This window comes from Brevibacterium sp. MGP-B1, assembly GCF_057766545.1.
On record NZ_CM173407.1, the window covers coordinates 2,252,340 to 2,272,852 of the forward strand.

At 65.4% G+C, this 20,513-nt stretch carries 18 protein-coding genes and 1 riboswitch; of the genes, 2 read left to right on the top strand and 16 right to left on the bottom strand.

What is annotated here, in order from left to right; all coding sequences use genetic code 11:
* Positions 1 to 83 precede the first annotated feature (83 nt).
* A complete protein-coding gene (locus tag AC3CD9_RS10240) occupies positions 84 to 608 on the top strand; it encodes a DUF1648 domain-containing protein (RefSeq protein ID WP_488363769.1) in 525 nt (174 codons plus the stop codon).
* Positions 609 to 719: 111 nt separating this feature from the next.
* Here AC3CD9_RS10240 and AC3CD9_RS10245 read toward each other — a convergent pair whose 3' ends face one another.
* From AC3CD9_RS10245 to AC3CD9_RS10315, 15 genes are all read right to left on the bottom strand, one after another.
* Positions 720 to 1,460, bottom strand: coding sequence for a TenA family protein (locus AC3CD9_RS10245; RefSeq protein ID WP_488363770.1), 741 nt, complete (start codon positions 1,458 to 1,460; stop codon positions 720 to 722).
* A gap of 101 nt (positions 1,461 to 1,561) precedes the next feature.
* Entirely contained in the window at positions 1,562 to 2,431 is an 870-nt protein-coding gene (gene thiD / locus AC3CD9_RS10250; protein ID WP_488363771.1) for a bifunctional hydroxymethylpyrimidine kinase/phosphomethylpyrimidine kinase, read from the bottom strand.
* Entirely contained in the window at positions 2,428 to 3,186 is a 759-nt protein-coding gene (gene thiE, locus AC3CD9_RS10255) for a thiamine phosphate synthase (protein ID WP_488363772.1), read from the bottom strand. Before thiE ends, thiD begins: the two co-directional genes overlap by 4 nt.
* A complete protein-coding gene (gene thiM, locus AC3CD9_RS10260; RefSeq protein ID WP_488363773.1) occupies positions 3,183 to 4,112 on the bottom strand; it encodes a hydroxyethylthiazole kinase in 930 nt (309 codons plus the stop codon). The genes thiE and thiM overlap by 4 nt, the downstream gene beginning before the upstream one ends.
* A riboswitch (TPP riboswitch) is annotated at positions 4,100 to 4,233 on the bottom strand. Its footprint overlaps the gene before it by 13 nt.
* A 151-nt stretch (positions 4,234 to 4,384) precedes the next feature.
* Positions 4,385 to 5,596 (bottom strand): sugar ABC transporter permease, encoded by a 1,212-nt coding sequence (locus AC3CD9_RS10265; protein WP_488363774.1) that lies wholly within the window; start codon positions 5,594 to 5,596, stop codon positions 4,385 to 4,387.
* Positions 5,593 to 6,417 carry an ATP-binding cassette domain-containing protein gene (locus AC3CD9_RS10270; protein WP_488363775.1) on the bottom strand — a complete coding sequence of 275 codons (825 nt, stop codon included), beginning with the start codon at positions 6,415 to 6,417 and terminating at the stop codon, positions 5,593 to 5,595. Before AC3CD9_RS10270 ends, AC3CD9_RS10265 begins: the two co-directional genes overlap by 4 nt.
* Before the next feature lie 98 nt (positions 6,418 to 6,515).
* A complete protein-coding gene (locus AC3CD9_RS10275) occupies positions 6,516 to 7,610 on the bottom strand; it encodes a substrate-binding domain-containing protein (protein WP_488363776.1) in 1,095 nt (364 codons plus the stop codon).
* Between the two features lie 92 nt (positions 7,611 to 7,702).
* Positions 7,703 to 8,842, bottom strand: coding sequence for a LacI family DNA-binding transcriptional regulator (locus AC3CD9_RS10280; protein WP_488363777.1), 1,140 nt, complete (start codon positions 8,840 to 8,842; stop codon positions 7,703 to 7,705).
* A 93-nt stretch (positions 8,843 to 8,935) separates the two neighbouring features.
* On the bottom strand, positions 8,936 to 9,283 hold the full coding sequence (locus AC3CD9_RS10285; protein ID WP_488363778.1) for a TfoX/Sxy family protein: 348 nt from the start codon (positions 9,281 to 9,283) through the stop codon (positions 8,936 to 8,938).
* Between the two features lie 259 nt (positions 9,284 to 9,542).
* Positions 9,543 to 12,173 carry a GNAT family N-acetyltransferase gene (locus AC3CD9_RS10290; RefSeq protein ID WP_488363779.1) on the bottom strand — a complete coding sequence of 877 codons (2,631 nt, stop codon included), beginning with the start codon at positions 12,171 to 12,173 and terminating at the stop codon, positions 9,543 to 9,545.
* The gene (locus tag AC3CD9_RS10295) at positions 12,170 to 13,603 is read right to left on the bottom strand and encodes a lysine N(6)-hydroxylase/L-ornithine N(5)-oxygenase family protein (protein ID WP_488363780.1); all 1,434 of its coding nucleotides are present in this window, start codon (positions 13,601 to 13,603) and stop codon (positions 12,170 to 12,172) included. Before AC3CD9_RS10295 ends, AC3CD9_RS10290 begins: the two co-directional genes overlap by 4 nt.
* Entirely contained in the window at positions 13,600 to 15,213 is a 1,614-nt protein-coding gene (locus tag AC3CD9_RS10300) for a pyridoxal phosphate-dependent decarboxylase family protein (protein ID WP_488363781.1), read from the bottom strand. The genes AC3CD9_RS10295 and AC3CD9_RS10300 overlap by 4 nt, the downstream gene beginning before the upstream one ends.
* A gap of 542 nt (positions 15,214 to 15,755) precedes the next feature.
* The gene (gene guaB / locus AC3CD9_RS10305) at positions 15,756 to 17,282 is read right to left on the bottom strand and encodes an IMP dehydrogenase (protein WP_139468395.1); all 1,527 of its coding nucleotides are present in this window, start codon (positions 17,280 to 17,282) and stop codon (positions 15,756 to 15,758) included.
* A 204-nt stretch (positions 17,283 to 17,486) separates the two neighbouring features.
* The gene (locus AC3CD9_RS10310; protein ID WP_025776861.1) at positions 17,487 to 18,149 is read right to left on the bottom strand and encodes a GntR family transcriptional regulator; all 663 of its coding nucleotides are present in this window, start codon (positions 18,147 to 18,149) and stop codon (positions 17,487 to 17,489) included.
* A 9-nt stretch (positions 18,150 to 18,158) separates the two neighbouring features.
* Entirely contained in the window at positions 18,159 to 19,316 is a 1,158-nt protein-coding gene (locus AC3CD9_RS10315; protein ID WP_488363782.1) for a pseudouridine synthase, read from the bottom strand.
* 207 nt (positions 19,317 to 19,523) lie between these two features.
* On the opposite strand from AC3CD9_RS10315, the gene AC3CD9_RS10320 reads away from it, so the two are divergent.
* Positions 19,524 to 19,976, top strand: a complete 453-nt coding sequence (locus AC3CD9_RS10320; RefSeq protein ID WP_488363783.1) for a hypothetical protein — start codon at positions 19,524 to 19,526, stop codon at positions 19,974 to 19,976.
* Between the two features lie 293 nt (positions 19,977 to 20,269).
* Here the strand turns inward: AC3CD9_RS10320 and AC3CD9_RS10325 are convergent, their stop codons facing one another.
* Positions 20,270 to 20,503, bottom strand: coding sequence for a hypothetical protein (locus AC3CD9_RS10325; RefSeq protein ID WP_488363784.1), 234 nt, complete (start codon positions 20,501 to 20,503; stop codon positions 20,270 to 20,272).
* Between the last annotated feature and the right edge of the window lie 10 nt (positions 20,504 to 20,513).

Sequence of the window (20,513 nt, forward strand, 5' to 3'; positions counted from 1 at the left end):
AACCTCCGTCGTCTCCGTAGGACCGATCCTGCCTGACGATCGCCACGGTCGGGCCGCTCACCGGAGTGGTTAGAGTGGCACCCATGCCTTCCTCTGCACAGCCGCACCGGAACCCATCGAGTGAGACCGCCGCGCTCATCTTCGCGGTCACCTCGATCCTCGTCTTCCTCGGGGTCTGCGTCTGGTTCTGGGTGCAGGCACCCGAAAATGTTGCCACCCATTTCGACTCCGGTGGTCAGCCCGATGACTGGACATCGAAGACGGGCCTCCTGTGGATCTTCCTGCCCATAGGCGTCGGCCTGCCCGCTGTCATGTCGATCCGCCCGCTGTTCGAGAAGCTGCCGGTCACGCTCATCAATGCCCCGCACAGGGAGTACTGGCTCGAGCGCGGCGAGAAGACCTACCTCGTCGGCTGCCTCATCGAGCTCCTGCGCATCACAGCGGGACTCACCGCACTGCTCGTCGCGGCAATCCTCGTCATCATCGCCGAGGCAGCGCGTTCGGCGACAATGTCGGAATGGCTGACTTTCGTGCCGACGGCCATCTTCCTCGTCGCCACGGGGCTCGCCGTCTGGCGTTTCTACCGCAGGCTCACCCCACCGAGGTGACCGCACGGTCTATGCCGACCGCAGAGGCGGGGACGCTTCCGCTCACCCCACCGAGGTGATCGACTCAAGGTCAGGGCCGCCTCGGCGAGGGGGATCCGATGGTCCCTGGGATCAGACGGTGACTTCCTGAGGCAGGAACACGGACACGTCCCAGTTCTGCATGGCGTGTGCTGAGGCCCAGAAGTGGAGTTCGAAGACGCAGGCCTGCTCGAAGGCGGCGCGCATGCGGGCGGCTTCTTCGCTCGGTGCCTTCGCGAGTTCCTGTTCGAGGATCTGCACGGCGTGGTGGGTCGATTCGTCGAAGTCGGGTGAGTCGTAGGTCTGCACCCATGTGCGGTAGGGGTGGTCGTCGGCCATCTGCCCGGCCCGGTCGACAAGCACCTTGCCCATATGGGCGTACACCCAGAAGCAGGGCAGCACTGAGGCGACGCCTTCGCCGTAGGATCGGCTGGCGGCCGTGGCGACGAGGAAGGACACGTAACCCAGCGTCGTCGGGGAGGCCTTGAAACGGGAGCCTTCCGCGGTGAGCTCTTCCAGCGCCGAGGCGAGTCGGGCGTCGGCGAGCAGCTCTCCGTGCATCTCCTCTTCGACGGTGATCGCCTCGGCGGCGGATCCGGCCCAGAACCGGGATTCGTCACGGTCGACGGTCTTCGCGGCCAGGAACGACATGGCCTTGGCGTATCCGTTGAGGTAGAGGCTGTCCTGCGAGATGTAGTTGACGAAGGCCTTCGGATCGAGGCTGCCGTCGGCGAGCTGGGCGAGGAACGGCAGCTCTTCGATCTGCTTGACGATGGGGCGGACACGGTCCCACAGCTGGGTGGTCAATGGGCCGGCGGTAAAGGTGACGGTCATGGGAACTCCTTTGTGCTCGTGTGACGTGGTGGTTCGTATGACGTGGTGGATCGAGTGAGTCGGCGGTTCGGGTGACGTGGTGGTCTGGCGGGATGGATATGTCAGGCGGGTCGACCGCGGACGATGTCGACCTGGTGGTCGACGGGTCCGTGGGCGCCCTCCGGATTGAGGCTCAGCTGCCAGTCCGCGGCCGAGGTGAGAGCGCGAGCAAGATAATCGAGGGCATTGCCGACGGCCTCGCCGAGGATGTCCGACCCGATCTCTGTGTGTTCGCGGCCGAGGACGGCCACCTCGGCGGTGATCGCGGCTGACAGAGTGCACCCGGTTCCGTGCGTGTTCATCGTCGTCACGCGGGGGTGGGTGAACTCGCAAACCTGGCCATCGGCGGTGGCGAGGATGTCGATGACTTCGTCATCGCTGCCGTGCCCGCCCTTGAGCAGGACCGCTCCGGGGCCGCGTTCGAGCAGGCGCCGTGCCTGGTCACGCATGGCTTCAGTCGTCTGCGCTTCGGGTTCGTCGTCGGAGATCAGCAGGGCCGCCTCGGGGAGGTTGGGGGTGATGAGGTCGGCGACGGGCAGCAGGTGGGTGCGTACGGCGTCGACGGCATCGGTCTCGAGGAGGCGGTGGCCGGAGGTCGCGATCATCACCGGGTCGACGGTATAGAAGCCGAGCCGGCCTTCGGCGGCGCGATCGACGACGAGTTCGACGAGGTCACGGCTGCCGAGCATCCCCGATTTCGTCGCATCGACGGGCAGGTCGCCGAGCACGGAGTCGAACTGATCGGCGACGAATTCGACGTCGATCGGATAGACGCGGGACACACCGTGCGTGTTCTGCGCGACGAGGGCGGTGATGACGGTCGTGCCCATGGTCTTCCGCGCGGTGAAGGTCTTGAGGTCGGCATGGATTCCGGCACCGCCGGAGGGATCGGTGCCGGCGATGGACAAGGTGATCGGCGGGCGGGTTGTCACTGTGCGCTCCCGGCGAATGCGGCGAGCAGTTCCTCGGCTGCCGTCTTCGGGTCGTCGGCCATGCAGATTGCCGAGACCACGCAGATCCCGATCAGCCCGCGTCCCTGTAGGTCAGGGGCACGGCCGGCGTTGATGCCGCCGATCGCGACCGCGGGGATGCCCGCTTCTGCCACCAGTTCGCCGAGGCGGTCCGGTCCGATGCCGTCGGGGGCGTCGGCTTTCGTGGAGGTGTCAAAGACCGGTCCGATGCCGACGAGGTCGACGACTCCGGAGTCGCGGGCGGCGGCGAATTCGTCGCTGTTCGCGGCCGAGAGGCCGATGAGCGGTTCCGCACCCAGTGCGGCGCGCACCTCGGCGACGGTGGTGTCAGTTTGGCCGACGTGGATGTGCACGTTCTCGCCTTCGTCGATGAGGCGGCGGGCCACGTCGACGCGGTCGTTGAGGACGACGGGGACCGTGCGGTCGGTGTCGCGGGTCGCGGCGTCGACGGCGGCGATGACCTGGCGGGTCAGCGAGTAGAAGTCACCGTCGTCGATGTCTTTGTCACGGACCTGGACGATGCCCGCTCCCCCGGCGACGGCGGCCTGCACGGTCTCGGCGACGCTGCGGCCGGCGGCCTCGCATTGCGCGGAGTCGGTGACGAGGTAGAGTCGCGTGTCGATTCCGGCGAAGCGGTCGGCCGAGCCGTCTAGGTCGCTTACGGTCGCGCTGTCGTCAGCCGGGTTGTCAGCGATGTGGGCGGATCCGGCGGTCATGCCTGGACGCCTTCGCCGGCGGTTTCATTCGCAGAAGTGAGCGTGTCGAGGCCGATTATCGCCTGTGCGAGTCGGTCACCGTCGACGGTGTGGAGCGCGTCGAGGAAGTTCACCGAGTAGCTGCCGGGACCCTTCGCGCCATCGGCGGCGAGTTCCCCGGCGACCGCGAAGTGGGCGTGGGCGGCGACGACAGCTTCGAACTTCGCCGAGGCGGCCCCACCGTTCGCGGACTGCTCAGTGGCGTTGACGGCTGAGACGTCGGCGTCGGGGTCGGCGAGTCCGGCTCGGGCGGCGGCCAGGTAGGCGACGGTGACGGCACCGAGTGAGCAGCCGGTGCCGATGACCAACGGCATGAACTCATGTCCACCTGAGATGCGGGCAACGTGGTCGGTGCCGTCGATGTGGGCGACGACGGCATCGGTGGGCCCGGACACGGCGACGACGGCACCGGTCTCTCGGGCCAGCTTCGCGGCAGCGGGCAGGACGGCGTCGACTTCATCGGTGGAGTCGACTCCACGACCACCGAGTCCGACTCCGGCGAGTGCGGCGATCTCGGAGGCGTTGCCGCGGATGGCGGTCGGGTGATCGGCGGCGGCACGGCGGATGCGGGAGGTGCGGAAGTCGACGGCGCCGACGCTCACGGGGTCGAGGACCCAGGACTTGCCGGCGGTGTTGGCGACGTCGATGGCGGCATCGGCGGCGAGCAGCTGGTGGTTCGAGGCGGTTCCGAAGTTGACGAGGACTCCGCTGGCGATCCCGGCGAACTGACCGGCGTCAGCTTCGTGGTCGAGCATCGCCGGGGAGGCGCCGATGGCCAGGAGCACGTTGGCGCTGAACTGCTGCACGACGGTGTTCGTGATGCATTGGATGAGCGGGTTGGTCGCGCGCAGACGCGCATTCGCAGAACGCAGGTCGAAGTCAACCATGACGATCCCTTCGCTAGTATGGCCCAGATCAGGTTCGATGGGTGTTCTCTCAGCCTCGGTGTCCTCCGTGCGCAGCGTCTTGGTGCGAACGGATCCTCATGAGGCACCCCATGTCATTGGCTCCGACTGTATCAGCCCGGTCGGACACGGGCGACTCCATACTCTGCTCGAATGCTCAGCACCGACCGCTCGACTTAACGTCGCTGTATCAAGCTATGCATTGCGCGCTCGACGCTAAGGCGAGCGGTCGGCAGAGGAAGCTTCCCGCCCCACTACCCCCGCCCGACGTACCTCTGGCCACGGCGGCTGAGTGCATCGATGACAACTGCGGTGAGCAGCACAAGTGCGGTGATGATCTGCTGTGCATCGGAGTTGAAGCCGATGAGGTAGAGACCGTTGTTGATCGCACCGACGACCAAGGCACCGAGCACGGCAGCCCAGGCGGTTCCGCGACCGCCGAACAGCGAGGTGCCGCCGATGACCGCGGCAGCGATCGCGTTGAGCAGGTCCTGCGTGCTCACCAGCGTCGACCCCGCATTCGTCGTCACTCCGGTTTTGATGAAACCGAACAGCGCGGCCAACACTCCTGCGGCCATGAACACGCTGATGCGCACCCAGGTCACGCGGATGCCGGCACGCCGAGCGGCTTCGACCTTGCCGCCGACGGCGTAGATGGACCGGCCGTAGCGGGTCTTGCGCAGCACGAGGTCGATGATGATCGCAATGACGATCATGAGGAAGAACGGCATCGCCAGACCGAAGTCCTGATTGACGAGGATGAGGAACCCGAACACGATCGCGGCCAGCAGCACGATCCGCACGATCACGGAGGTCCAGCTCGGAGCGCTGAGGCCCTCCCGGTGGCGACGCAGCTTCGAATAGATGATGCCGCCGCCGAAGCCGATGATCGCGACGGCTCCGAATATATAGGCCCAAATCGCAGGGAAGTAGAAGCTGGCGAAGTCGAAGGCGAAGGTGTCCGACATCGACAGATTCTTCTGCGTACCCAAGGTCGTCAGGGTCAGACCGGTGAACGCGAGCAGACCGGCCAAAGTGACGACGAACGCCGGGATGCCGACGACGGCGAAGAACCAGCCCTGAATCGCGCCGACGACCGGGCCGAGCAGCAGCATGATGATCAGTGCCAAGGCCGGCGGCACACCTTGTCTCACCACCAGGACTCCGAGCAGCGAGGCGGCCAGACCGCCCAATTGCGCCAGTGACAGATCGATCTCGCCGAGGAGCAGGATGAGGTTGATGCCGAGAGCCAGGATCGCGAGGAACGCGACCTGAGTAGAGAGGTTGACGAGGTTGGCCGGAGAGATGAAGTTCGAGTCGGCCGACTGGAACACGATGACGATGACGATGAGGGCGAGGATGACGGGGAACGACCCCAGCTGCCCCTCTTTGACCCGGCGGACGAAGGTGCCGACGATGCCTTCGGACGAGATCCGCTCATCGGTGATGAAGGAATTGCGAGTCATCGGCGCTCACCCCTCCGTGCGGCGCGTTTGGTCACGACATTGTCGCTGGCTCCGGTGATCGCGGCGACCAGCACATCGGTGCGCTCGTCACCGGGGAAATCACCGGCATCCTTGCCCAGCCGCAGCACGTGCACCCGATCGCATACGGCCTGCACATCGGCCATATTGTGGCTGACGAGCAGCACGCCGAGGTCGCGTTCCTTCAGCCGTTCGATGAGGTTGAGCACCTCGGCCGTCTGAGCGACGCCGAGCGCCGCTGTCGGTTCGTCGAGCATGACCAGGGATGGTTCGCCGAGGAGGGACCGAGCGATGGCGACCGTCTGACGTTGACCGCCGGACAGGGCCGCGATCGGTACGCGCACGCTCGGGATCTTTGCCGAGAGGCTGCGCAGCAGCTCCCAGGATTTGGCTTCCATCGTCACTTCGTCGAGGACGCCTCCGCGGGTCTTCTCATGTCCGAGGAAGAGGTTGGCCACCACGTCGAGGTTCTCGCATAGGGAGAGATCCTGGAACACTGTGGCCACTCCGGCTTTCTGTGCATCCTTCGGGGAGGAGAATCTCTGCGCCGTCCCGTTCATGATGAGCTCGCCGTCATCGGCGGCGTGGACTCCGGCGATGACCTTGATCAGGGTCGATTTGCCGGCACCGTTGTCGCCGACGAGGCCGACGACTTCGCCGCGACCGACGCTGAGATGGATGTCGGTCAGGGCTTGGACTGCACCGAACCGTTTGTTGATTCCGCGCAGTTCGAGCACAGGCTCGCTGTCGCTGCCCGGCGTCCGCGTCGCTGCGGATGACGGGTCGGGTGTCTCTGGTGTCATCTGTTCCTACTTGTCGCAGTCGTTGACCCCGGCAGCCGGCGACCGGTGGCGGCCGCCGGCTCGAGGTCGGTCACATCAGATTGTGGACGCGTACGCGCTCACTTCACACCGGCATCGGCACAGAGCTTCTCCACCTTGCCGGTGCAGATGTCCTCGGCCTTGATCTGGTCGCCGACGATGTCCTTGATATTGTCCTTCGTCACGACCTTGGCCTCGACGAAGTCAGTGGGGGTGTCCTTATAGGTCGTTCCCGCGTTGACATCCTCGCCCGCGGCCAGAGCGACGGCGGCCTTGGCCGCGAATTCGGCCTGCGGCGGGATGGACTTGTAGATCGTGGCGAACTGGTCACCCTTGAGGATGTTCTGCAGTCCGTCGACTTCGGCGTCCTGGCCGGTCACGACAGGTTCGACCTTGGCCTTCTTCGTGGCAGCGATGACGCCGCCGGCGGTGCCGTCGTTGGCAGAGTAGATCGCGATCGGCTTCTCGCCCTTGCCCTGCAGCTGACCTTCGACCCACTGGCGGGCATCGTCAGGGTTCCAGTCGAGGGTGTCGTGGCTGGCGGCGATGTCGACGCCTGCGCCCTTGAGGGTCTCCTCGGCTCCGGCCTTGAAGTCCGCGGCGTTCGGGTCCTTCGGGTCGCCGTTGACCATCCAGACCGGTCCCGACTTCGGGTCAACCCCGGCGTCCTTGAGTCCGTCGAGGACGGCCTGGCCCTGCAGGTTGCCGATCTTCTTGTTGTCGAACGATGTGTAGTAGTCCGCGCCTTCGAAGAAGCGGTCGTAGGAGATGACCGGGATCTTCTTCGCTTCGGCCTTCGACAGCGCGGAGGAGACTGCGGAAGCATCGACGGGGTCGAGTACGATCGCGTCGACGCCTTCGGTCACGGCTGCCTCAACCTGTTGCTGCTGCTGAGTCGCATCCTGATTGGCATTGCGGTATTCGACTTTCGCGTCTGGGTTGGCCTCTTTGAGATACTTTTCGAAGTTCGGCTTGTCGAGCGACTCGTACCGAGTGGTCTTCGACTCGGGCAGCAGCAGCGCGATGGTGACGTCCCCATCGCCGCCCGAACCGCTGTCGGCCTCGTCGTTTCCCTGGCCTTTCTGATTGCCGCAGCCGCTGAGTGCAAGAGCACCGATCGCGACGGAGGCACCGAGCAGCGCCAGCTTCTTGTGGGACTTAAGGTTGTGCCTCATTGTGAACCTTTCAATCTTTCTGACAACGTTGTCAGGCTGTTGAATATGATTCGCCGAACGCCGCCTGCTGTCAACTGTTTCGACAAAAATCTTCAGCGGGTGTCCGGCGGCTCTTCACCGCTGCCACGGGCGATGACGCACAGCGCATTGTCGAAATCCGGCGCACCGTATTCGACACGATCGCGTCCGTTCGCCTCCCACGCGATCGAGCCATCCCCTTCGCCGAGGCGGTCCCCATCTACCCCTGAACCGCGGGGTTCCGTGCCGGCCCCGTCGGGTGCGACCCCCGCCCCGCCGGGTTCCGCACCCGCCCGGAGTCGTCGGACCGCCTCGGCGGCAAGGGATTCGACGTTGCGATCGACGACGGTGACGTCGAGGAGTTCGGCCGTGGGGAAATCGTCGATGCCGACCAGGGCCGGCCATTCGCCGAGGCGGCGGCAGGCGTCGATGGCACCTTGGGTCACTGTGGCGGACAGGGTGATGAGGGCTCCGGGTGCGCTGCGGGATCCGAGCCAGGCGGCGACGACGTTCTTCGCGCTGGCTTCGTCGTGGGCGTCCTCACGCATATAGGCGCGCCAGCCGACGCCGCGGCGGCCGGCGATGGCGTCCTGGATTCCCTGTAGTCGGCGGGTGGTGATGAGGCTCGGCGAATGATCGCCGATGACGCCGAGCGCCATGTGCCCATGAGCGAGCAGCTGTTCGGCCGCGAGGCGTCCCGCTTCACGGTCATCACCTGCGACGATGCTGATTCCTGGGCCCTCGACAGCCGGGTCGAGCGAGACGACTCGGGTGCCCGGCGCCGAGGCGGCCCGCGCGTAGGTCTCGGCCGCCTCGGGGTGGGCGCGGATGACGATGATCCCGGTCAGGTCGTTGGCGAGGCATTCGTCGAGGAAGGCTTCCTCTCGGTCCGGGTCGTCACCGACCACGGTCACCACCGGGCGCAGGTCGAGGGCGGCGAGCTCGGCTTCCACTGCGGCGAAGGCACGTGCTTGGAAGGCATCACCGGCGTCGGAGAGGACAACACCGATATAGGGTGAGCGGCCTCCGGCGCGGAGTCGGCGGGCCGTGGGGTTGAGGCGGAATCCGAGGTCTTCGGCGGCAGCTTCGACCTTCTCCGCCGTCGACGCGGCGACGTGCTTCTCGCCGTTGAGGACGCGGGAGGCCGTTTTGATGCTCACACCGGCGCGTTCGGCGACCGTGGCCAGGGTCGGCCGATCGTTCTGCTTCGCCATGCGCACACCTTTGAGTCTGAGAACCGGTTCGTGACTCTGCGCATCGACGCACAGGCAACCGTTGGAATGATACTAACCGCTCGCGCGGCGGACTCAGTTGTGCTGGCCTGTCACCGTTCGGTTGAAGTCCAGGGCGGTCTCGACCCAGAATGCCAGTTGTTCGTCATCACGGACAGACTCTGCGCTCACGTTGATCCACCCGGGTCCCATGTCCCGACCGGTTCCCATCTCAGCTTGGGCAGCTTCGGGTCGCTTGAGGAGCTCATCGTGACGGTCAGGATCGATGTGCGCCAGCAGATCACCCGTCTTACCAGCACTGACGATCATCTTCTCGTTGACCATGACCGCGCGGCCGCCGAACATCGAGACCTCGCGAACCACGGGCTCTTCGGCAATGTGCGCACGGATCCGTTCGATGAGTGATGTCTGCTCGGGAGTCATGTCAATGGTCTCCGGTCGGCTCTGCAGCAAAGGTCGGTTTCACTGTGAATGGTACTCGCCGAGGTGGGGCACCCTTCCGGTGCCCCGCCTCGGCGAGTGGCGTGTTCTGCTGCGTCGATTCACCGACAGCACAGCGCAGCGGCGAGCGCACGCATTGGCTCGGTCCTCCTTCACTGAGCGCTCGAGTCACCGTCGCGGTATCAAGTGATGCGGCGAGCGGTCGACGCTCAGGTGAGCGGTCGGCGTGGCCCCTTATGACTCAGCGAGCCACCGGGTTGGGCATCGTGCCCGCGTAGAGCAGCGATTCGGCTTGGTTGCCGATGTCGACCATCTGCTTCGTATTCTTCAGCTGCAGCCGGTTGAGGCACGAATGAGCGAAGTGGTCGGCACGCAGATCCACGTCGCCGCTGACACCGCGGGCCGTCTCCGGGTGCTCCGCTTCATAGTCGTCGAGGGTCTCGGCGACGATCGCCCAGAACCTCTCGGCCGGCAGCAGACCATCGGCGTCGAGTATGCCGGACAGGTGCCGCAGGACCCCGTCGAACATATCGGTGAACACCGACAGGGCCTTCTCCTCCCCCGACACCACTGCGCGGATGCGTTCGACGTCGGCGGGCAGTTCTCGGTGGCCGAGCACGGCGACCTCCTCACCGATGTCCTTCATGAATGCCCCGGTGACCACATGCTCGTCGAGGATGAGGATGAGGTTCTCCCCGTGCGGCATGAACACGAGATCGTGGGCCAGCAGCGCATGGATAAGTGGCTTCAGGTACGCCCGCAGGTAGCTGCGCAGCCATGCCGCGGCACTCAGGCCAGATGCGCTGATGAGCTCGCCGGCCAGCGACGCACCCTGGTGATCCCGGTGCAGCAGGGCAGCCATGGTGATGAGCTTCTGACCTGGTTCGATCTGCTCGACGGGGTTCTCCCGCCACAGGGCGGCCAGCATCTTCCGGTGCGGGTTCGTCTCCTTCGTCCGGTGGTAGACGTCCCCCGTGTACCCGAGCGCGGCACGCTCCCGCAGCACTCGGAAGCCCGCCTCGGCGAAGGTGGGGTCGGATCCGACCAAGCCGGCAACCCAGTCGTTGATGGCTGGAGTGTCGCGCATGTACTTCGGCGACAGCCCGCGCAGGAATCCCATGTTCTGCACGGCGAGCGCAACCTTGACATAAGGCGCGCCGGTCCGCGAATGGTTGAAGAACGTGCGCAGGGACTGCTGCGCCTGGTGCTTATCGAGCCCTTCCCCGAGCGGCAGCAGATCACCGCGAGCGATGTCCGCGGCGAAGGTGATCGCCAGGCGGTGGTCGGCCTGCCAGGGATGGATCGGCATGAGGTGGAAGTCCGCAGGATCCTGTCCTGCCGCCCGGATCCGGGACCCGAAGAGATCCCGTTCGGCTTCGCTGAGAGCATCACCGAGGTGGCTCTCCTCGTCGAGTCCGATGCCCGTGGACAGATGGCTGAGTTCGCGCCTCACTGCCACCCATTCGATGCGGTTGAGTTGTCCGTTCTCCGGTGCCCACTTGCGGAAGTCGCTGAGACCGAAGCCGATGCGTCCGTTGTTCGCGAGGAACCCGGGGTGGCCTTCGGTCATGGCCGCCTCGGTGGTCTGGAAATCCGCTTCGACGAGTGCACGTGCATCGGGCCTGCGCCCGGCTCGCGCGTCCTCGAGTTTGTACGCGGCCCCGGCCAGGGTCGAGGCGAGTTCCTCGAGGTAGGTGGAGATGAGGTCCTCGGGGATGGAGAGTTCGTCTTGGAGTTCGACGACGAGTTCCTGCGCGTCGAGCGGCACCTCGGATCCGTCGCGCCACCGGGTGATGCTCGCTTCGTCGATCACCCAGTGTTCGAGCGGCAGCACGCGCGCGGTGAACGTGTATCGGCTGGCGCCGTCGATGCTCAGTTCCCAGGTCTCGCCTTCGCCATTCGCCGAGGCGGCTCCCTCATTCACATCGGCGGTGCCGTTCGCGACGGGTACCCCATCTTCACCGAGGTTCACCGGGCGGATGAGTCGTTCATGTGCGAATTCGGACAGGGCTTTGGCGACGAGGTGGCGCTGCACGACGGCGAACGCATCCCCGTTGAGGTGGGCGTACGGTGCCGGTGGGGTTGCGAACGTCCGACGCGTGCGAGATGTGGTGGACCTCCGGTCACTGTCCGGTTCCCCGGTCTCAGCCGCGCGCGATTCCCGGGCTCCGACTGCGACGAACGGAGCCAGCGCACTGGCCTCGAAATCCGCGCGGGTGCACACACTGACGAGCGCCAGTTTCTCGATCTCGCCCATCATGATTGTCGCCTCGGTGATGGGGGTGAAACCGGCAGCTCGGTTCTTCTCGATGATCGCGTCGTTCCTGGCATCGGGTTCGACGATGACACGTTCACCTCCGCGTCCTCCCTGGTCGGCCGGCTTCAGGCAGAAGTCGATGACCTCCGCCATGATGCGGTCGGTGAGGCCGTGCACGGCCGGTCCTGCCGGCGGTGCGACGAGCAGGTGCATCCCGACGTCCGCAGACCCGGTGACCAGGACGTTCTGCGGGATGAGGCTGTCGGGAGTGTAGGTCTCGACGTAGAAGCAGTCGATGTCGTCGACGGAGCCGACCCAACCGGCGTCGTCCGCGGAGTCGCGAATGCCCTCCAAGTAAGTCCGGACCTCGTTCTCCTCGAGGTCGGTCATCATCCAGTAGTGGGCGCGCGGGTGGGTCAGCCACTCGTGGATCCGGGCGGTGTCCCGGTCGACGTCGAGCGGACGGATGGTCACTGTCGCCGAGGCGGCCGTGAGCTTCACGTCCGAACTGCGGTCCGTGCGCGTACAGGTGGCGTTCGCACCAACCGCAGAATCGGTCGGGTCGGTTTCGTCCGCCTCGGTGGTGGTCGGGCTGGTGATGAGTTCGGTGGTCATGCGTGTGACATCTCCTTGGAGTCGTCGAGTGCGAAGGCAGCATCGGGAACGGCATCGGATTCGTCGGCCGGCACCCCGAAGGTCTGGAAGGCGATGGTCCGTTCGATCGGATAGGGTTCCCTACCGGTCACTGCGGCCAGCACCACCGAGGCCCGCCACGGGCCGAAGCCGAGGTCGGGGGCGGTCACGCCGTGGGTGTGCTCTTCGCCGTTGAGGACGTGGATGGTTCCTTCGTCGTTGATCGTGTAATGGCGGCTGACATCGAGGCGGCCTCGGGAGTCCAGACGGATGTCGCCGCCGAGAGGGCTGAGGAAGTCCGGCACCTGCGACTTGTAGCCGGTGGCGGCAATCACGGATCCCGATCGCCGAGTAAATGTCTTGTCCAGTGCCGTGTTGCGGAAGCCGAGCAGGTATTCGCCGCTGATCGGATCAATGTCGGCTGTCTCGAGTTCGGCTTCGGAGACGAGGTTCGTCAGCAGCTGCCGCCCGCCACGGCTGAGTCGGTAGAGAGTGTCGTGGATTTCGTCGACGAGGTCGGCGGAGATGCCCTTGTACAGCGTGCGCTGTTCCCGGCCGACCCGTTCGCGCAGCTCATCGGGCAGCGCCCGGAAGTGGTCGGTGTATTCCGGGGAGGTCATCTCAAGGGTGAGCTTCGTATACTCCATCGGGAAGAACCGCGGCGAGCGGGTCACCCAGTCCAGGCGCACTCCGCGGTCTTCTGCGTCGTCGATGAGGTCACGGTAGATCTCAGCGGCGGACTGGCCGCTGCCGATGATCGTGATCGCCCCGGAGTCGAGCAGCGCTTCCCGGTTCTCGAGGTAGTCGGCGGTGTGGATGAGCGGGCCGGCAGCGGGCAAGCCGGCGGCACCGTCCGGGCCGGCAGCGGGCGAGTCGTCGACATCGCCCCCAAGCCCCTGCAGCGCAGGTGGCAGCACCGGCTGCGTTCCCACCCCGAGGACGAGATGCCGAGCGCGGTAGGTCTCGGTCGTCAGGATCGAACCGGAGCCATCGACCACCTCGGCGAGGGCGATGTATATACCGTCGTCCCTGGTCACGGACACGACGCGGCGGTTCCATCGCAGCGTATCCAACTGGGCGGCTACCCACCGGCAGTATTCGTCGAATTCGGCGCGCAGGGGGTAGAAGGATTCGCGGATGTAGAACGGGTAGAGCCGCTTGCGTTCCTTGAGGAAGTTGAGGAATGAGTACGGCGAGGTGGGGTCGGCCATGGTGACGAGGTCGGCCAGGAACGGCACCTGGATGGTCGAGCCTTCGATCATCATGCCCGGGTGCCAGCGGAATTCGGGGCGCTGGTCGAGGAAGATCGCGTCGACGTCGTCGAGTGGTTCCGACAGCGCGGCCAGGCCGAGTCCGAAGGGTCCGATGCCGACGCCGAGGATGTCATGGATGTGTCTGGAATCTGCGCTCATGCTGCGCCTCCTTCTGTCGCTGCGTCCTCGAGATCCCGGCCGGCGAGGATGCCGTGCCCGGTGGCGCGGACGAGGTCGAGCACGGCGGTGACGTCATCGATGCGGGTGTCGGGGTTGAGCAGGGTGAGTTTGAGCCACGGTCTGCCGTCGATGACGGTGCGGGCGATGGCGGCGCGGCCGGAGCGGAACAGGACGCGGCGGATGAGTGGGACGAGTTCGTCGCAGGTGGTCTGGTCCGCGGTCGCCGGCGTGAATCGAAACAGCACCGTGGACAGGTCCGAGGCGCCGAGCACTTCGAAGTCCGCCTGGTCCTCGAGCAGCGCCCGGACGTCGGTCGCGAGGTTGCAGACGGTGTCCAGCATCGATCCGATCTCGCCTGCCCCGCGGGCGCGCAGCGTCGTCCAGAGCTTGAGCGCGTCGAAGCGGCGGGTGGTCTGCAGGGACTTGTCGACCTGGTTCGGTTCGGCGTCGGCTTCTTGCGCTTCGGCTTCGGGGTTGAGGTAGTCGTGGTGGTGGATCGTCGGCGCGAACAGGCTCGCGTCCCTGATGAGCAGGGCCGATGAGGACACGGGCTGGAAGAACGTCTTATGGAAGTCGATGGTCACCGAGGTGGCCCTGGAGATCCCGTCGAGCAGGTGGGCACGAGCCGGGGCCCAGAGCAGCCCGCCGCCGTATGCGGCGTCGACGTGCAGCCACACGTTCGCTGATTCGCAGACCTCGGCGATGGTCTCGAGCGGGTCGATGACACCGAGGTCGGTGGTTCCGGCGGTGGCGACGACGGCCATGGGGATCTGGTCGTTCGCCTCGATGGCGAGGAGGCTGGCATTGAGTGCTTCGGCATTCATGCGGCCGGACTGGTCGGTCGGGACGGTCACGACCGCCTCGGCGTCGAGGCCGAGGAGGAATGCCGCACGGGACACTGAGAAGTGGGCCTGGTCAGTGGCGAGGATCCGCAGCCGGGACAGCAGGTCGCGGCGGTTGGGCGCGCCCAGGTCAGGGCCGCCTCGGCGAGATTCGGCGTCATCGGCCTCAACGTGTCCCGCCGCCTCGGCGAGGACGTTTTCGCGGGCGAGGAACAGTGCCTGGAGATTCGACTGGGTGCCTCCGGAGGTGAAGATTCCATCGCCGCCGGTGAAGCCGAGGTGGCCGCAGGTCCAGTCGATGAGGCGGCGTTCCATGAGGGTGGCGACCTCGGATTGGTCGTAGGTGTCGACCGAGGTGTTGATGGCGGCGAGCATCGCTTCGGCGGCGACGGCGGGCACGGCGACGGGGCAGTTGAGGTGGGCGACGTAGCTGGGGTGGTGGAACCACACGGCATTGTCGGCGTAGAGGGCGTCGACTTCGCGCAGGGCTTCGGCGTTGCCGACGCCTGCGGTGTCGAGGTCGACGGCGTCGACGGCGGTCTGGAGTCCGGAGCGATCCTTCGCCGAGGCGGCCCGCTCAGTTGTGCGGAATCGATCGCCGAGTGAGTCGACGACGTCGTGCATGAGAGATGTGTACTCGTCTGCGCTGTGGGCGCCGAGGAGGGCATCGGTGTGGGGGATTTCGGGGGTCTGAAGGGGTGCTGAGATGGGTGTCGCTTCGGTGTCGTAGAGCAGAGAAGTCGTCACTGTGAGGTTTCCTCCTTCGATGATGCGCACCGCGAAGCGCGGCTCGCATTAGGGAAACCTACCCTAAGTTCATTTGTTTCCGAAGAGCCTCTGGCCGAATTCGACGACTACGGATGTAGACCTCTGACCAGGGCCGATACCGCCGCTGCCCAGCGCTCCCAAGGCAAGGCGACCGTTCGCACTACGGGTGCATCGGCCGGAAAATGAACGAGTGGCATTCGTCACATCGGGGTGTGTCATCCAGCATCGTGAGACCAAGGGCACCCCGGTGATCGCGGATTGTTGGGTCGATCCACGGTGGTTTCAGACCGCAGAACACCGTGGATCGACCCAACAATTTGCTCAGGCACCGCTCCGCCCAGGCACTGCGACCCAACAATTTGCTCAGGCACTGCAGAGTCACAGCTTCCCGTTGAACAGCCAAGAATTCGCCCCGCGCCCTCAGCCGACCACACAAGCAAGAAGCCGCAGCCTCCGCGCAAACGCGGAAGCTGCGGCTTCTCATCGACCAGAGGCATCTCAGCCAGAGGTGCCTGCCTACGTCACTTCACGACGTAGTTCGGGGCCTCGACGGTCATCTGGATATCGTGCGGGTGGCTTTCCTTCAGCCCTGCCGTGGTCAGGCGGACGAACTTGCCCTTTGCCTTGAGCTCGCCGACGGTGCGTGCGCCGACGTAGAACATCGTCTGGCGCAGGCCACCGGTGAGCTGGTGGGCGACCTGCTTGAGGTGACCGCGATAGGCGACTCGGCCTTCGATGCCCTCGGGGATGAGGTCGGTGTCGGTGGCGATATCGGCCTGGAAGTAGCGGTCCTTCGAATACGACTTGCCCTTGCGCGGAGCCATCGCGCCCAGCGAACCCATGCCGCGGTAGGCCTTGTACTGCTTGCCGTTGACGAAGATGAGGTCGCCCGGCGACTCGTTGCATCCGGCCAGCAGGGAGCCGAGCATGACGGTATCGGCACCGGCGACCAGGGCCTTGCCGATGTCACCGGAGTACTGGAGTCCGCCATCGGCGATGACCGGCACCCCGGCGGCCTGAGCGGCCTGAGCAGCAAGGTGGACGGCAGTGACCTGCGGGACGCCGACACCGGCGACGACGCGGGTGGTGCAGATCGATCCGGGCCCCACGCCGACCTTGACGGCATCGACGCCGGCCTCGACGAGCGCCTGCGCGCCTTCCTTCGTGGCGACGTTACCGCCGATGATCTGCACGGCGGAGAACGCCGGGTCCGACTTGATCTTCTTGATCATGTCGGTGACTCCGCGGGCGTGGCCGTTCGCGGTGTCGACGACGAGGACGTCGGCTCCCGCCTCGGCGAGCAGTCCTGCACGCTCGTAGGCATCTCCGTAGAACCCGACGGCGGCACCGACGCGCAGGCGGCCTTCGTCGTCCTTGGTCGCCAGCGGATATTCCTCGGTCTTGACGAAGTCCTTGACGGTGATGAGGCCCTGGATGACGTTGTTGTCATCGACGAGGGGCAGCTTCTCGACCTTGTGTTCGGCGAGCAGCTCGAACGCCTTCTCGGCAGCCACGCCGACAGGTGCGGTGACCAGCGGCATCTTCGTCATCGTCTCGGCGACAGTGCGTGTGGGGAATTCGCTGCGGGTGACGAAGCGCAGGTCGCGGTTGGTCACGATGCCGACGAGCACATTGTTCTCGTCGACGACGGGCAGTCCGGAGATGCGGTACTTGCCGCAGATCTCGTCGAGCTCTTCCAGCGTCTTGTCCGGAGTGATCGTCAGCGGGTCGTTGATCATGCCCGATTCGGAGCGCTTGACGTAGTCGACCTGGTTCGCCTGATCCTCGGCGGAGAGGTTGCGGTGGATGATGCCCAGGCCGCCGATGCGGGCCATGGCGATCGCCATTCGGGATTCGGTCACGGTGTCCATCGCCGCGGAGACGAGCGGGATGTTGAGCTCGATCTCCTTGGTCAGCCGGGAGGCGGTGGAGGCTTCGGAGGGGATGACATCGGTGTCGCCTGGCAGGAGGAGGACATCGTCATACGTGAGTCCCGTCAGCGAGAACGGATCGTTTGCGGCCTGTGATTCCTGCTCAGGGTTTCCCATGAAGACAGCCTTTCGACGCGAAGATACGGTGGCTCAATGCTATCGGAGCGAGAGAGTCGACCGCTATGGGTTCAAGCACCGGGCACTGTGAGACTGACTACACAGGAATAGCTGTCGGATTCGTGCACGAAACCTTCACCGAGGCGGCTCATCGTCAATCCCTCACCGAAGCAGGTGGCCGGCCGCCCTATCCTCACGGAAGCGCTAGCGCCCCTCCCCCACTGACCGTGCGAGGTCGAGGGTCGAGGCTTCGGAGTCGTCGAGGTGGATGCGCAGCAGTCCTTCGGCGCCCTGCCGGTCCCCGGACTTCATCTTCTCGAGGATGTCCCGGTGCGGGTTCGCCCAGTGCGAGTGGTATTTGCCGGGTTCGGGCGAGCGCGAGAACGTCGTCGACAGTCGGGCCATGAGATTGAGGTAGAACTCGTCGAGAAGCGGCGAGCCCAGCAGCCCGACGATCGCGCGGTGGAACGATGCCGAGTGTTCCTGCGCATCGGCCCAGGTTTCGTTCTTCGGCGCGGTTTCGGCCCGGACCACGGAGGCTTCGACGGCGGCCATCGCCTCGTCGGTGGCATCTTGGGATTCCTGCACCGCGCGGATCTCGAAGACCCGGCGGGCACGGTAGAGGTCCTTGAGTTCGTCGATACCGAAGGTGGAGACGAAGAAGCCCCGGTTGGGTTCCTGAGTGAGCAACCCGGCGTGGCGCAGCAGGCTCAGCGATTCGCGGGCGGTGTTGCGCGAAACGTTGAATTCCTTGGCCAAGGCACCATCGCGGACCGGACTTCCTGCCGGGTATTCACCGTCGGTGATGCGGGTGCGGACAAGGGCGACGATGGCCTCTGATGTGCATCCGGGGGCGTGTGGACTCATAACACCAGGCTACCGGGTTTCGCCTGGATCGGAGCTGACCGCGGCGGGATCGAGTTCGAGTCCGCTCTCGAATCGCCGGCTCAGCCCCGTCAGCGGATCATCGAATGCGATCTCCGCGGCCAACAGCTGCAGCGGTGATGAGAAGTCGTAGGGGTCCGGGGCGAGGTCGACCGGATAGACCGGATCACCGAGGATGGGCAGACCGAGCGCGTTCATGTGCACCCGCAGCTGGTGCGTCTTGCCTGTGACCGGCGCAAGTTCGTACTCGGCAATCGCGGCAATTCGCCGAGGCGACGCTCCGTTCCCGTCCACAGTCCGTTCGCACGGGGAACCGTCAGCTCCCCCTCGCCGAGGTGGTGCTCCGTTCCCGTCCACAGTCCGTTCGCACGGGGAACCGTCAGCTCCCCCTCGCCGAGGTGGTGCCGAGATATCCGTATCCGCTCGAGTTCCGCCGGGGCTGTGTCCCTGTGCTGCTCCGATCGTGCGCACGAGGCGGATCCGACTGACCGCATTCGGCTCCCCTGCGATTTCGAGGACCTGCCGGCCGCCGACGGGTTTGACCAGGCGCGATTCGCGGACGAGCGGGAATTCGAGCTCCGGCGGTGGGGCCGGTGCCAGGGCGCGGTAGGTTTTGCTGACCCGGCGGTCTTGGAACAGGCGCTGGTAGCGGCCGCGTGTCTCGGGCCGTTTCGACAGGACCAGCAGTCCGGCGGTGATCCGGTCGAGGCGGTGGATGGCGACGAGATCGGGCTGGTCGAGGTCGACGCGCAGACGGGTGACGACGCATTCGCGGACGAATCGTCCGTTCGGGGTGCTGGCGAGGAAATGGGGTTTGTCGACGACGAGCAGGTCCTCGTCTTCGAACACGATCCCGACCTCGAACGGGATTCGCTCTTCGGGTGAGACCGGACGGTGGAAGAAGTAGAACCCGCCGGGAATGACCGGATCGTCCCAGGTCACCGGGAGCCCCGCCTCGTCGCGCATGTCCCCATCTGTCAGCAGCGCCTGTCGGGATTCGGGGGCCGCCTCGGGGAATTCGGATTCGAGCCACTGACCGATCGAATCGGGAACGGGCAGGTGATTCTTCGCATGGGTGGCCTTGCCGCCGGGGGCGCGCAGCGCGGTCGCCGAGATTCCTTCTCGGGGCGGAAGCGGACTGAGCGGCATGGGGTCAAGTCTATGCGGCGCCGTCGTCGTCGCGGTCTTTGCGGTGCCGTCTTCGTCCCAGTCTTTGCGGTGCCTCGTCTTCGCGGTCGCGGAAGCATTGGCGTGGAACCGCACGAAGTCTGCCGCATACCGCAGATCGGCCGCGGTTTCCGCAAAACTCCGAGACGCCTTCGAACTCCCGACGACTGAGCACATATGGTGGGACACATGGACCGCATCGAACTCACGCAGGATGTCCTCTGCGAGAAGGTCGTCACTCCGATCGTTCTCGCGATGTTCGCCGATCACGAGTGGGACAGCATCGCGATGCTCCGCGATACCGAAGATGAGCGTCGGCTCTTCGCGCGGATCGTCGTCGCCGGGGAGGCCGTTGAAGTCCTCCTCGATTACCCAGGCAACGATGAGAGCCTCTATGACATGCAGGAGCGCCTGGTCGCGGAGTTCCGGTCGTTCATCGAAACTTCTGAGTTCGGTGCGCGACGCGCCCCGGAATGGGAAACCGATTCATTCGCCCTCGAGCACAAACCTGCTGTCGTCTCTCGCACTCCGCGACCGGATTTCGACGGACCGCCGGACTGTGTTCAGCGCCGCCTGCGCAATCGCGGCCGAGTCATGCGCGTCGACCGCCGCCGCTGCGTCTCCGCTCACCGCCGCGACTGAGCACTACACAGTCTGAGCTGAATAGCCCAGTTTCAAACACGTGCTATGCACCTCAAACGGGGCCATTCGCCGCGGTGCACCCCGTGCGGCCGGCTGACATCACAGGCTCCCCGAGGCCTGCCGCACTCCCCCACACGCCCTAGCCGCCGGCAGACGGACATCGGGACTGGTCTCTCTGAAATGCTCACTTTCCTCGCTGTGCATTCCAGAGAAACCTGTACCGAAATCTGGAATGGATGCGCTGCGGCCCAGTTGAAGTCGAATAGCCCCGTTTCAAACACGGGCTATGCGCCTCAAACGGGGCCATTCGCCTCGGAATCCTCCGCGGCTTTCTTCGCCTTTGCCCGCTCGAGGTTGTCCTCGCCGAGTCGACGGTTGAGCTTGAGCAACACCGTGAGGCCGACGATCAGCACAGCCAAGACCAGCAGCATGATGCATGCGTAGACGGCCATCGACACCGCACTCACCATTCCCACTGTTCCAACCATCGGCATCGGATCTCCGTTCTCCCACTGCGTTGACTTCAAGGCATCTTGT

Coding starts and splice junctions, on each gene's coding strand:
- AC3CD9_RS10285 (WP_488363778.1), bottom strand. CDS start 9,283: ATGACTCCCGAGCAGACATCACTCATCGAACGGATCCGTGCGCACATT.
- AC3CD9_RS10315 (WP_488363782.1), bottom strand. CDS start 19,316: ATGCCGCTCAGTCCGCTTCCGCCCCGAGAAGGAATCTCGGCGACCGCG.
- AC3CD9_RS10265 (WP_488363774.1), bottom strand. CDS start 5,596: ATGACTCGCAATTCCTTCATCACCGATGAGCGGATCTCGTCCGAAGGC.
- AC3CD9_RS10245 (WP_488363770.1), bottom strand. CDS start 1,460: ATGACCGTCACCTTTACCGCCGGCCCATTGACCACCCAGCTGTGGGAC.
- AC3CD9_RS10270 (WP_488363775.1), bottom strand. CDS start 6,417: ATGACACCAGAGACACCCGACCCGTCATCCGCAGCGACGCGGACGCCG.
- guaB (WP_139468395.1), bottom strand. CDS start 17,282: ATGGGAAACCCTGAGCAGGAATCACAGGCCGCAAACGATCCGTTCTCG.
- AC3CD9_RS10275 (WP_488363776.1), bottom strand. CDS start 7,610: ATGAGGCACAACCTTAAGTCCCACAAGAAGCTGGCGCTGCTCGGTGCC.
- AC3CD9_RS10295 (WP_488363780.1), bottom strand. CDS start 13,603: ATGAGCGCAGATTCCAGACACATCCATGACATCCTCGGCGTCGGCATC.
- thiE (WP_488363772.1), bottom strand. CDS start 3,186: ATGACCGCCGGATCCGCCCACATCGCTGACAACCCGGCTGACGACAGC.
- thiM (WP_488363773.1), bottom strand. CDS start 4,112: ATGGTTGACTTCGACCTGCGTTCTGCGAATGCGCGTCTGCGCGCGACC.
- AC3CD9_RS10240 (WP_488363769.1), top strand. CDS start 84: ATGCCTTCCTCTGCACAGCCGCACCGGAACCCATCGAGTGAGACCGCC.
- AC3CD9_RS10290 (WP_488363779.1), bottom strand. CDS start 12,173: ATGACCACCGAACTCATCACCAGCCCGACCACCACCGAGGCGGACGAA.
- AC3CD9_RS10280 (WP_488363777.1), bottom strand. CDS start 8,842: ATGGCGAAGCAGAACGATCGGCCGACCCTGGCCACGGTCGCCGAACGC.
- AC3CD9_RS10320 (WP_488363783.1), top strand. CDS start 19,524: ATGGACCGCATCGAACTCACGCAGGATGTCCTCTGCGAGAAGGTCGTC.
- AC3CD9_RS10310 (WP_025776861.1), bottom strand. CDS start 18,149: ATGAGTCCACACGCCCCCGGATGCACATCAGAGGCCATCGTCGCCCTT.